This window comes from Pseudobacter sp., assembly GCF_051955275.1.
In the GTDB taxonomy this organism is placed as follows: domain Bacteria; phylum Bacteroidota; class Bacteroidia; order Chitinophagales; family Chitinophagaceae; genus Pseudobacter.
On the sequence record NZ_JBQCGW010000207.1, the window covers coordinates 1 to 12,471 of the forward strand.

General features: G+C 49.4%; 9 protein-coding genes. 4 read left to right on the forward strand and 5 right to left on the reverse strand.

Features of this window, described 5'->3' with window-relative positions; genetic code table 11:
• The coding region (locus tag ACTHMC_RS17915; protein ID WP_440415124.1) for a DinB/UmuC family translesion DNA polymerase at positions 1-926 on the forward strand (926 nt) is incomplete at its 5' end.
• A gap of 9 nt (positions 927-935) precedes the next feature.
• Here the strand turns inward: ACTHMC_RS17915 and ACTHMC_RS17920 are convergent.
• Positions 936-1,865, reverse strand: coding sequence for a DUF72 domain-containing protein (locus ACTHMC_RS17920; RefSeq protein ID WP_440415126.1), 930 nt, complete (start codon positions 1,863-1,865; stop codon positions 936-938).
• A gap of 136 nt (positions 1,866-2,001) precedes the next feature.
• Here ACTHMC_RS17920 and ACTHMC_RS17925 point away from each other — a divergent pair, with 136 nt between their 5' ends.
• Genes ACTHMC_RS17925 through ACTHMC_RS17935 form a run of 3 tightly spaced genes read left to right on the forward strand, consistent with a single transcriptional unit; the run spans position 2,002 to position 3,195 of the window.
• Complete coding sequence (locus ACTHMC_RS17925; RefSeq protein WP_440415128.1) at positions 2,002-2,550, forward strand: RNA polymerase sigma factor; 549 nt, start codon at positions 2,002-2,004, stop codon at positions 2,548-2,550.
• Between the two features lie 5 nt (positions 2,551-2,555).
• Complete coding sequence (locus tag ACTHMC_RS17930; protein WP_440415129.1) at positions 2,556-2,954, forward strand: hypothetical protein; 399 nt, start codon at positions 2,556-2,558, stop codon at positions 2,952-2,954.
• A 25-nt stretch (positions 2,955-2,979) separates the two neighbouring features.
• The gene (locus ACTHMC_RS17935; RefSeq protein ID WP_440415131.1) at positions 2,980-3,195 is read left to right on the forward strand and encodes a hypothetical protein; all 216 of its coding nucleotides are present in this window, start codon (positions 2,980-2,982) and stop codon (positions 3,193-3,195) included.
• Positions 3,196-3,261: 66 nt separating this feature from the next.
• Here the strand turns inward: ACTHMC_RS17935 and ACTHMC_RS17940 are convergent, their stop codons facing one another.
• The 4 genes from ACTHMC_RS17940 to ACTHMC_RS17955 form a co-directional block, all read right to left on the reverse strand.
• The gene (locus ACTHMC_RS17940) at positions 3,262-4,647 is read right to left on the reverse strand and encodes a deoxyguanosinetriphosphate triphosphohydrolase (RefSeq protein WP_440415132.1); all 1,386 of its coding nucleotides are present in this window, start codon (positions 4,645-4,647) and stop codon (positions 3,262-3,264) included.
• 20 nt (positions 4,648-4,667) lie between these two features.
• Positions 4,668-6,071 carry a DEAD/DEAH box helicase gene (locus tag ACTHMC_RS17945; RefSeq protein WP_440415134.1) on the reverse strand — a complete coding sequence of 468 codons (1,404 nt, stop codon included), beginning with the start codon at positions 6,069-6,071 and terminating at the stop codon, positions 4,668-4,670.
• A 202-nt stretch (positions 6,072-6,273) separates the two neighbouring features.
• Positions 6,274-8,742, reverse strand: coding sequence for a TonB-dependent receptor domain-containing protein (locus ACTHMC_RS17950; protein WP_440415136.1), 2,469 nt, complete (start codon positions 8,740-8,742; stop codon positions 6,274-6,276).
• A gap of 338 nt (positions 8,743-9,080) precedes the next feature.
• The coding region (locus ACTHMC_RS17955) for a methylmalonyl-CoA mutase family protein (RefSeq protein ID WP_440415138.1) at positions 9,081-12,471 on the reverse strand (3,391 nt) is incomplete at its 5' end.

The following is a 12,471-nucleotide window of genomic DNA, read 5'->3' on the forward strand; positions in this document are numbered from 1 at the left end:
AAACAGCAATGAACATTCGTAAAACAGTAGAACAATGGACAGGAATATCAGTTTCGATAGGGGTTGCGCCAACAAAAACCCTGGCCAAGCTCGCCAATTATGTGGCGAAGAAAGACAAACAGGCTTCACAATGTGTAACCGTGATAGCCACCAGGGAGGAGCAGATCAAACTGCTGCGCTCTACCAGGGTGAGTCATGTATGGGGAGTAGGGTGGTCTTACGCGGAAAAACTCATCAACCAGGGGATTACCAGTGCATGGGACCTGAGCAGTATGCCCGAAGAGTGGGCACACCGGCACCTGGGTGGTGTGAATGGCGTTCGACTGATCCGCGAACTCAATGGCATCCCAGGGAAAGAGATGGCAGCGCCCCTGACGACCAGGAAAATGATCGCTACTACCCGTATGTTTGGGCAGCCCGTAACGGAGCTGACAGCCATTACTGAGGCAGTGGCCACTTACACATCACGGGCAGCCGAAAAACTGCGCCGTCAGCACGGAGCCGCAAAGACCATTCACGTTTTCCTGGTGACCCGCGAAGAGGACCATATGAAAAGCTTCCGCCGCGGCGCCACCATTCAGTCACACGCCACACTTCCCGCAGCCACCGCTGTTACGCAGGACCTGATCAAATCAGCCGTGCAACAGGCAGAACAATTGTTCACAAAAGGGAAAGTATATAAGAAAGCTGGCGTGATGCTGAGCGATATCGTGCCCGACGATTCCATTCAGGGGAACCTCTTCATTCCACCTTCGGACAATGATCAGCGTTACCTGATGGATGTGATAGACAATGTGAACTTCAGCATGCGCGACGATATGCTGAAGTTCGCTTCCAGCGGAACCACGCGGAACTGGAAGATGCGGCAGGAACTGCGCAGCAAACGCCACACCACCCGCTGGGAGGAATTATACGAAGTGAAATAAATCATCCAATCAAAACATACTCATCTGAGTACTGCCGGATTCGGGGGCAGGCTGTATGAATTGTGGCCTCGGAATATGAAGCCCGCTTACAGCCTCCATCCTTCCGGCAAAATAATCGACCATTTCCGGCGCCATGATCTCATCAGGCGTATGCATGAAGAACCAGATCTCCTCCAACCCCTTGTCAAGCCATTGTTTTAGCCTGTCTGCCCACCGGCTCATCCTCACCGGGTCCGTTGGCCCCATCGCATGGCCAACATATCTGATAAATGCTTTCGGAATGGTCAGCTCCATATGAGCACAATCCCTCCGCCCGGAAGTATCGGTGATCACAGCCCCTATTTTCATTTCACGAAGCGTACCGAACAGATGATCCTTTACAGGGCCATCCACCAGCCAGTCCGGGTGACGCACTTCCAGGAAGAACGTGAGATCCGTTGGCAATGACCGCAGGTAACTGAATAGTTTCTGCTGATTGGCAGGCGAATGCTTTTCACTCAACTGTAAAAAGATGGGACCCAGATGCCCGCCGAAAGCCAGGATGCCTCTCAGGAAGGAATCTGTTGGTTCGTCCACATTATCGAAACCACTGTAATGACTGATCAGTTGTGGCACTTTGGGGCAGAACATGAAATCCCGGCCCTCCGCTTTGGCGGCCCAGCGCCCGATGATCTCTTCTCCATAGATCTGGTAATGGGTGGCATTGAACTCTATGCTGTTGAAATGCTTCACATATTCATCCAGGTAATACACTTCCTTTGTACCTTTCGGATAGATCTTATTGATCCATTGTTTTGGCCCACGGGTAGCGCACCCAACGTAGAGCCTGGGATGGGGCACAGGCTGCCCTGGCAATACCATTGCATTGCCGGGAGGATCAGGCCTTAAACTGAAATCAATGCTACTCACCTCATTTTCAGGAACTTTGCCAAAATGCATAAATGGTAGTTTCGAATGCAAAACTAGTGAAACCGGCAATTCCTGATTTTTTTTCTGAATTTTAAAATATCCCTTCGCATGGCCCGTCTACCTGTTTATACAAAGCATGGAAGAGAGCCTGACGATATCAACTGTTATGCCCGCGGAGCGCAAAAGAAATATAACAGAGGTCATCAATGACTACAGCAAACGGCTGTTCGGTTTTATCCGGAAACGGGTGAAAAACGAAGCGGACGCGCAGGACATTATGCAGGATGTTTTCTTTCAGTTCGTGGGCAATACCCAACCTATCGATCAACTGTCAGGCTGGCTTTTCACCGTAGCAAGGAACAAGATAACAGACAGGCAACGAAAACATAAGCCCACCAACTTCAGCGATCTGTATGTTGAAGAAGAACAGGAAGATCTCGAAGGCTTCTCTGAATTGCTGATGGATACCGGCGATGACCCGGAAAAAGAATATCTGCGTACTTTATTCTGGCAGGAACTGAACACTGCGCTGCAGGAATTGCCGGAAGAACAGCGGGAAATCTTCATAAAACATGAACTGGAAGGTGTGTCATTCAAAGACCTTTCCGAATTGACCGGCGAACCGGTGAACACGCTCATCAGCCGGAAACGCTATGCAGTACTGCATTTGCGGGAAAGACTGAGAGCACTTAAAGAAGAACTTTTAAATTATTGATCGATATGAAACGTAAATCAAAGATCGGCAAGGTACTGGGGATCCTCGTTTGCGTGGTAATGTTTGCCGCATTGTTCACATTCATCGTAATGAGCTTGTGGAACGCCATATTACCTGCAGTACTGGGTGTAAAAACAATTACTTTCTGGCAGGCATTAGGTATCCTCATCTTATCCAAGATCCTCTTCGGCGGATTTGGGGGCGGAGGCAAATGGAAGGAACGCGGCCGCGAGCGCTGGAATGAAAAGATGATGAGCAAATGGGGAAACATGAGTGAAGAAGACAGGCAGCGCTTCAAATCAAAATGGGAAGCCAGGTGCGGCTCAGGCTGGAGAAGGCCTTTCGGTGGACAACGGTTTGAAGAAAAGAAAACAGAAGAAAAAGGTGAAGCAGGTGCAGAGTAATCATCAATCCCTTAAAACCATTTTTATGGAAGTGCTGGTGTTCAAAACAAGTGTCCGCAACAGAACAAATGTTCAATCGGTGAGTGCAGCCCTGGATTCGCTCTCCGGTGTTCTGAAATGGAACTTTGATTTGCAGGATGCAGACAATATCCTTCGCGTGGAAGCGAGGGAGTTATCACCCCGGAATGTGGAGCTGGTACTGCAATACGCAGGGTTTGCCTGTGAGGAATTACCGGATTGAACCCGGTAAAAAGAAAAAGCACATTCAGCATGCAATGCCAGGCGCATTGCATTTTGCTGTTAAATCCTATCTCAGCTGCGGCATACTTATCCCCGTGATCTTCCTGTAAATATCCACTGCATACAGGTCCGTCATCCCGGAAATAAAATCAACCACCGACTGGATATCGTAGTATAATTTATCAGGCTCGCCCGTTACCACAAACTGTGGCGAGATCAATTGCAATACCTTCTTCGCTTTAGCAGATCTCTGCTCGATGATGGCCGCAAAGAATTCTTTCAGCAATCCTCCGATCACATTGTAACCGGCAATCTCTATCTCCACCACCGACCGGTGATTGTAGATATGTTTTACGGAATAATCATCGATGCGTTTGATCAACGCCAGTTCCTCTTCTCTTAAATAATCAATGAGGCTCTTGCTCAGCGTACCTTCCAGCAATTCAGTTTCTTTCTCCATAAACACCTGGCAGATCCTGTTGAGCAACAGATTGATCAACCTCGCACGAAGAAAACTCACTTTCTGGTTATCGTCCCGGATCTTATCAAGAGAGTTTGCAACACCCTCTTTTGAATCATATCCTTCCTTTGCATCAAAGAAAGAAAGGAACAATTCCTTGATAGTTTCGATGGAAATAATGTTCAGTCTATGCGCATCTTCAAAATCAATGATGCGATAGCAGATATCATCCGCGGCCTCTACCAGGTAAACGAAAGGATGACGCGCATATACATTGGCGTTATCATCAAGCTTTGGTATCTGCAACGCTTCTGCAATGTTCTTATAGATCCCGATCTCAGAATCGAAGAATCCTGATTTCTTGGTAATGAGTTGCTGCTTGTTGAAACCGCTGAGAGAGTCAGTCGGATATTTTATGATGCTGGCCAGCGTGGCATAAGTAAGCTTAAAGCCGCCGGGGGCCTCTTCATTGAAATGGTGGGTAAGCGTTCTGAACGCATTGGCATTGCCTTCAAAATACAGGAAATCCCTTTGTTGATTCTCTGTAAGAATGGTTTTAAAACGATGCGCCGCCTCTCCTTCCAGATCGCGGAAAAAAGTGCGGATGGCATCTTCGCCGGAATGTCCGAACGGAGGGTTGCCGATATCATGCGCCAGGCAACCGGCAGCGATCACGGCAGACAGTTCGTATTTATAGAATTCGCGGAAATCATCTCCTGCGTTGGGATACTTATCAGCAATGGCATCGCCTACGGCCTTTCCCAGGGAACGCCCTACGGACGCCACTTCCAGGCTATGCGTAAGCCTGTTGTGTACAAACACGGGGCCGGGAAGCGGAAACACCTGTGTTTTATTCTGCAATCTTCTGAAAGCGGATGAGAATATGATGCGATCATAATCCCGCAGGAAGGAAGTGCGAACGGCATCACTGCCGCCGGAAGATTTATTCTCTGATCCTGTGCGTTTATTACTGTAAAGTTGCTCCCATTTCATGTGGCGAAAAGGCGTGGGTTTTACTGGTTCGGCTGGTTAGGCTGCTGTGGCTTGATAATGGGTTTGCTCTGGTTCTGATGCTGGCCATTTCTGTTGCCGCCACCATCAGTTCTGTTGCCACCGCCATTTCTATTTCCACCACCACCATTATTTCTGTTACCGCCGCCACCGTTCCTGTTTCCACCACCGCCACCATTCCTGTTACCGCCATATCCTCCGCCCTTGCGGTTGCCGTGGAATTTTCCACCGCCACCTCCGCCGCTTCTTCTTGTACGGGGACGATATTCAGGAGCAGGTCCAAGTTCAGGAGGCACTTCGCCTTTCTTCACGGGATGACCCAGCAGTTCTTCGATAGCAGCAAAACGGTTCTGTTCCTTTTCGCTGATGAAGGTAATGGCCATACCTTCTGATTCTGCACGGGCAGTACGTCCGATACGGTGGACATAGTCTTCACCATCATGCGGCACGTCATAGTTTATTACGAGGTCGATACTATCGATATGGATACCACGGCTAAGGATATCCGTAGCCACCAGGATGGGGATACGGCCACTGGTGAACTGCATCAGCACTTCTTCGCGGGCGCTCTGCTCCAGGTCCGAATGGATCTCGGAAGCAGGCAGTTTGGCCCTGCGCAGATCACGGGTGAGCGACTTCACATTCTGTTTGCTTGAACAGAAAATGAGGATCATTTTGCAGGTGGTATGTTTCAGCAGATGCAGGAGCAGCGGAGCTTTCTGTGGCTCGAATACCACAAATGCTTCCTGAACGATCTTATCCGGAGGACGGGAGATCGCGATATTCACTTCTTCCGGTTTGTGCAGGATCTTACGCGCCAGCGAACGGATCTTTTCGGGCATGGTAGCGGAGAAAAGCAGGGTCTGCCTTTTTTCGGGCAGCTTACCGATGATGCGCATGATATCGTCATGGAATCCCATATCAAGCATGCGGTCAGCTTCATCCAGTACCAGGAACTGCAGTCCATCCAGCTTGGCGTAACCCATATTGAGGTGGGCGATCATCCGGCCAGGCGTGCAGATCACAAGGTCCACTCCTTTGGAAAGGGCCATTTTTTCGTTGGAGAAGTTATTACCGTCATTGCCGCCATAGATGGCTATTGAACTGATGGACGTGAAATAGCTCATGCCTTCCAGGTTCTGCGAGATCTGGATGGCCAGCTCACGCGTGGGAACGATCACGATAGCATTTACCTGTCCTTCGTTACTATGCGTTAATATTCTTTGTATGATGGGAAGCAGGAATGCTGCAGTTTTACCTGTTCCGGTCTGAGCGGAAGCAATCAGATCATGACCTTTCAGAATGATAGGGATTACTTTCTCCTGTATGGGAGTGGCTTCTTCATAACCGGTTGCCTCGATACTTTCAATCAGACTGTCGTCTAAACCAAACTCTGTAAACTTCAACTTAAAAGCGTTAGGTGAATAAAGTCAATTCTGCATAAAGATACATATTTGGCAGATAGCTACTGTAGGCAGGCTATTACAAGGGTATTTGGGGAGAATCCGGGGACTTTTTCAGCCTGAAAATCTCCCAAAAGCGAAGGCTGCCCCTTCCGGAACAGCCTCCTTTTTACACATTTTAATATGACGAAACCTGCGAAAACCCTTATTGCTGGCCGCCTCCGATGCCTCCGCCCTGGGTGGTCACCCGCTTGTTCTCGTCCTCCAGGCCAGCTTTACGCTGACGGGCGGCTTTTACAGTATTGCTGCCGAAACGGTAGGTGAAGTTCAGTTTCAGCTGGCGGCTTTCCCAACTACCCCATGCCAGGGTGGTCTGTCCTGCATAGTCCGGGCTCTTCCCTCTCCACCTCATAGTTTTGAAGATATCGCTCACGGAGGCTTTTACGGTACCCTTTCCTTTCATGATGGTTTTCAGCAAACCGCCATCGATGCTCCACATTTCCGAGCTCTTGAACACCCCCTGCCAGATGGAAGGCGAAATGTACAGGCCGGTCAACTCGCCAGTCCAGCCCTTTCCGAAACGGAAAGAATTCTGAACGAAACCGGTAAACGCCCAGGCATCCAGGTCGATCTTCTTACCAGGGCCGAGGTTTGCCTTGTATTTGGAATAGTTGCCGTTCAGGTTGGCAAATACAGTGTACCATTTATAGTTGAAAGGATAGCTGATATTCAGGCTCACCACATCCTGTGTGGCCAGGTTCTTCTTCATCATAAAGCTCTTGCTCTTTTCGATGGTATCGATGGGAGAACCGAACACATCACTGATATGGCTGTAGTTCAGCGTAGTGGTCAGTGTGTATTTGTAGATATAGGTCAGGCCGATGCTGTTGGTATACTGCGGACGCAGTTCAGTATTGCCTTTCTGATAGGAATACTCATCGATCTTGAACTCGAAGGGATTCAGATCCTGGTAGGCAGGGCGGTCGATACGCCTGCTATAGCTCACTGTCCACTGGCTCATCGGGTTCTTGTTAAAAGTAACCGAGGCACTTGGGAAGAAGTCAATATAATTCCTGGTGAAAGAAGAATCGTAGTTCTCCCAGTTTCCGAACGGGTCCTGTTTCCTGCCCTTGCTCCTGCCTTCTGCATGCGTGTTTTCCATTCTCACACCAAGCTGAAAGAGGAACCCTCCTTTGAGCTGCTTGTTGTAATTGGCGTAGAGCGCATTCACGTTTTCCTTGTACCTGAAATTATTGCTCCTGGCCGTATCGAGCTGTTTGCCGGAATTGAATACATCGTAACGTTGGAAATCGTTCTTGCTGTCCACGATCGATCCTTTGCCACCCAATCCCAGCCTGCCTTTCAGCAAGTTTTGCTCATAATCGATCTTCAGAGTATATATATCGATATCTGAAGGTGCGATCATATTGTAAATGGTACTGTAAGTAGGAACACCGGCAGGGTCTGAATAGTAATTAGGCTGCAACTGATCGCTGGTGATACGGTACAGGCCATAATCCGCATCCACGTTCAACTCGCGCTGCGCTGAATCCGCGTAACGGTAGTTAAGATTGAAATTGGCATTATCCCTTTGCCCATCTGTGGTGTTGAGCACGTTCAGGTTCTTCACCAGTTCTTTGGTAGGGGTTTTTGTGATCTGCGTATGACCGGGATTGGTGAGACCATAGCTTGAAAAGTTCCCGTTCACCATCACGCCGATAGTGCTTGTTCTGCCGAGTGAATAATCCAGTCCTGTTTTAAAAGTATGCGTATTGCCGCGGTTGACCATTTTTCCATGGTTCTCGAAAGTGGTATCCACTTGTGAACGGATCAGGTTGAACGGAGATTCGTTCTTATTCCTGTTGTAATTGTAGTTACCGAAGATGTTGATATTCTTGTTACGGTGGTTGAGTGAGATCCCGCTGTTGTATTTGGGATAAACACCCTGATTGAATCCTGCGGTAACAGATCCGTTGGTGCCATAGGCCTTGTTTTTTTTCAGCCTGATATTGATGATACCGGCGTTACCCGCAGCTTCGTATTTGGCGGAAGGGTTGGTAATGATCTCGATGGATTCCACTGTGCTGCTCTGGATTGTTTTCAGGTAATCCGAAAGGTCCTTTCCTGAAAGCGGCGTTGGACGTCCATCTACATACACCTGCACCCCATTCTTGCCGCTGAGGTTGAGGTTTTCATCTTTATCTATCATCACGCCGGGGGCTTTGCGCAGGAGCTCCAACGCATCCTGACCAACAGCATTGATGCTGTTTTCCACGTTCATGATGGTTTTATCAGCACGAACTTCCAGGATGGGCTTACGTGCTGTCACAACGGCTTCTTTCAGGTTTCCGGTGACTTTGTTCAATACAATATCGGGCGCATTTATTTCGCCGGAGCCATTCACTTCAAACCTGGAAGAATTCTGGCTGGTATGGCCCACAAAAGTGGCATTCAGAAAATAACTGCCTTCCGGAATGCTTTCGAAAGAATATTGCCCGGTGGCATTGGTCACAGTTAATTTGGCAACAGAGGAATCTTTTATTTTTTTAAGCAGAATAGTGGCACCCGCGAGGGATTTACCCTGATCATCTTTCACAACTCCCTTGACCTGCTGTGCCTGCGCGAATGCCAGGCCGGAAATAACAGCGATCAGCGTGAATAATAACTTTCTCATGAATGGTGTTTTACAGTTTAGTCGACAAAAGTACTCGGATGTTACAGGTTGGTTTCCTGTGCTACATCAACGGCAAATGATCTTTACCAGTGGCAACGCATAGATAATATCTGAATTGAAAAAAAGAATCTAACAGAAATTCCACCGATTTGTTTACCGTTATAACACTGATGGGGAGCGGGTTTGCTGCCGCAATCAGGTATATAACGGCAATGAATAACCGATTATATTACTACCGGAATTAACAACTGTTAGTCTGCAATTGCAAGCATAAGAAAAGGCAGGGACCAACCCTGCCTTCTGCATATTTTACTTACAACTATGTTTGTTGCAACTGGTTACATGTTGCGGCGGTACTGTCCGCCCACTTCATACAGCGCATGCGTGATCTGCCCGAGAGAGCAGTATTTTACCGTCTCCATCAGTTCTTCAAAGAGGTTGCCATTGTTCATGGCTACGCGTTTCAATTTGTTCAGCATATCACTGGATTGCTGTTCATTTCTTTTCCAGAAACCTTTGAGATTGGCAATCTGCTGTTCTTTTTCTTCGGTGGTACTGCGGATCACTTCCTGCGGAACCACAGTTGGGCTTCCCTTTTTATTGAGGAAGGTGTTCACGCCGATGATCGGCAGTTCTCCGCTATGTTTCAGGCTTTCGTAGTAAAGGCTTTCTTCCTGGATCTTGTTACGCTGGTACATGCGCTCCATGGCGCCTAGTACACCACCGCGTTCCGTGATCCTGTCGAATTCCGCGAGTACCGCTTCTTCCACGATATCCGTGAGCTCTTCTATGATGAAGGAACCCTGGATGAAGTTCTCCGTTTTGGCGGAGCCCAGTTCCCGGTTGATGATCAGCTGGATGGCCATGGCCCTGCGCACACTTTCTTCCGTTGGTGTGGTGATGGCTTCATCGTAAGCATTTGTATGCAGGCTGTTACAGTTATCATAGATGGCGTAAAGCGCCTGCAGGGTGGTGCGGATATCATTGAAGTCGATCTCCTGCGCGTGTAAGGAACGGCCGGAGGTCTGGATATGATATTTCAGTTTCTGGCTTCTGTCGTTACCCTTGTATTTATTCTTCATGGCCTTGGCCCAGATCCTTCTGGCAACACGCCCGATCACGCTGTACTCAGGATCCATTCCATTACTGAAGAAGAAAGAGAGATTGGGAGCGAAATCATCGATATTCATGCCGCGGCTCAGGTAGTACTCCACATAAGTGAAGCCGTTCGCGAGCGTGAAGGCAAGCTGTGTGATAGGATTGGCGCCGGCTTCAGCGATATGGTAACCGCTGATACTTACGCTGTAGAAATTGCGCACTTTGCGGTTGATAAAATATTCCTGCACATCTCCCATCAGTTTAAGCGCAAATTCTGTACTGAAGATGCAGGTGTTCTGGGCCTGGTCTTCTTTCAGGATATCTGCCTGCACGGTACCGCGAACCTGGCTCAATGCTTCAGCTTTGATCTTTTCATAGATCTCAGCGGGCAGCACTTCATCGCCACTCATTCCCAGCAGCTTCAGACCAAGGCCGCTATTCCCTTCGGGCAGGCGCTCCGGTGCTGAAGGATTATAATAAGTTGGTTTGGGAGCGTGTTTATATTTCAGCGCCACTTTCTTTTCTACTTCGGCCCAGCCATTGTTGGCGGTGATGAATTTCTCGCATTCCTGATCGATAGCGGCATTCATAAAAAAGGCCAGCAGGATGGGGGCGGGACCATTGATGGTCATGCTCACGGAGGTCTTGGGATCACAGAGATCGAAACCGCTGTAGAGTTTCTTGGCATCGTCAACAGAAGCGATGCTCACGCCGCTGTTACCTACTTTACCGTAGATATCCGGGCGATGCGCCGGATCTTCACCATATAATGTAACACTGTCAAAGGCGGTGGAGAGGCGCTTGGCCGGCTGGTCCACCGATACGTAGTGAAAGCGTTTATTGGTTCTTTCGGGGCCACCTTCTCCTGCGAACATCCTGGTAGGATCTTCACCCTGCCGTTTGAGCTCAAACACACCGGCAGTGTAAGGGAACTCGCCGGGCAGGCCTTCCACCAGTTGCCAGCGGAGGATATCACCCCAGTCTTTATAACGGGGCAGCACTACTTTGGGAATGCGCGTTCCGCTGAGCGAGGTGGTGGTCAGTGGTTGCTTGATCACTTTATCGCGCACCTGGTATTCAAAGAAATCCGCTTTGTATTTTTTCTCGATGGCAGGCCATCCTTCTACGAGCTTTTTGCATTCCGGGTGGAATTTCTCCTCGAAATTTTTATAGATCTGTTGCAGGTCTGTAATATAGCTGGCGTTACTGCCGGCCGCTTCCATCACGCCTTTGAGCTGATAAAGTTTGGTGGCGATGGCAGCCTGTTCTTTCACCCACCCATCATAGTTGCGGTTGTTCTCTGATATTTCGGAGAGGTAGCGGACACGATTTGGTGGAATGATGAGGCTCTTGGTGGTAGTGTCTTTGGTATGTGTGTGCAGTTCGAGATCGCCGAAGGAAATGCCCGTCTTTTTTTCAACGGACACCATCAGTTTCTCGAAGAGTTCGTTCACGCCGGGATCATTGAACTGGGCGGCGATGGTGCCAACGATGGGCAGTTCTTCATCTTTGGCCGTCCAGAGCTGGTGGTTGCGCTTGAATTGTTTGCGCACATCGTGCAGGGCATCGAGGGCACCTGCTTTATCGAATTTGTTGATGCAGACTACTTCGGCGTAGTCGAGCATGTTGATCTTTTCCAGTTGTGAGGCGGCTCCGTATTCGGGCGTCATCACATACATGCTGACATCACAGAATTCCAGGATACTGGCATCGGATTGACCAACACCGGCACTTTCCAGGATTACGAAATCGAAGCCTGCTGTTTTGCAGATATCGATGGCGTCCTGAACGTGTTCGCTGAGGGCAACATCGCTTTCGCGGGTAGCGAGGGAGCGCATGTAAGCCCGGGGCGAGCTGATGCTGTTCATGCGGATGCGGTCTCCAAGAAGGGCGCCTCCGGTCTTCTTTTTGCTGGGGTCAACGGAGATCACGGCAATGGTTCTCTCCGGAAAATTGTTGAGGTAGCGGCGTACGATCTCGTCCGTAACGGAACTTTTACCGGCGCCGCCGGTACCGGTGATACCGAGCACAGGGGTCTTTTTGTTGGGATCGGATGCACTGGCAGTGCCATTGAGCACTTCCTTGCCACTGAGGCCGCTCTCCGCGAGCGTGATGGCCCGGGCAATCCTTCGGATATCTTTGGCTTCTCCGAGGGGCGCCTTGCCATTCCATTTTTCAGGTGCTTTCCAGAAGGCAGGCGTGTTTTTGGATTTTTCAGCGGGGGCGGGCGGGAGGCTGCACTGATCGATCACATCCTGGATCATTCCTTCCAGTCCCATTTTCCGGCCATCATCCGGACTGTATATCTTAGTGATACCATAGTGGTGGAGCTCTGTGATCTCCTGCGGCAGGATGGTTCCGCCGCCGCCACCGAAGATCTTGATATGTCCGCATCCATTCTGATCAAGCAGGTCCTTCATATACTTGAAGAACTCCACGTGGCCGCCCTGGTAGCTGGTTATGGCTATTCCCTGTACGTCTTCTTCAATGGCGCATTCCACGATCTCGGCCACGGAACGGTTGTGTCCCAGATGAATGATCTCAGCGCCTTTGGCCTGCATGATCCGGCGCATGATATTGATAGCAGCATCATGACCATCGAATAAGGAGGCAGCCGTAACTATACGGACT

Excerpts from the sequence above, each read along its gene's own strand:
- ACTHMC_RS17935 (WP_440415131.1), top strand. The coding sequence starts at position 2,980 with ATGGAAGTGCTGGTGTTCAAAACAAGTGTCCGCAACAGAACAAATGTT.
- ACTHMC_RS17925 (WP_440415128.1), top strand. The coding sequence starts at position 2,002 with ATGCCCGCGGAGCGCAAAAGAAATATAACAGAGGTCATCAATGACTAC.
- ACTHMC_RS17940 (WP_440415132.1), bottom strand. The coding sequence starts at position 4,647 with ATGAAATGGGAGCAACTTTACAGTAATAAACGCACAGGATCAGAGAAT.
- ACTHMC_RS17930 (WP_440415129.1), top strand. The coding sequence starts at position 2,556 with ATGAAACGTAAATCAAAGATCGGCAAGGTACTGGGGATCCTCGTTTGC.
- ACTHMC_RS17920 (WP_440415126.1), bottom strand. The coding sequence starts at position 1,865 with ATGCATTTTGGCAAAGTTCCTGAAAATGAGGTGAGTAGCATTGATTTC.
- ACTHMC_RS17950 (WP_440415136.1), bottom strand. The coding sequence starts at position 8,742 with ATGAGAAAGTTATTATTCACGCTGATCGCTGTTATTTCCGGCCTGGCA.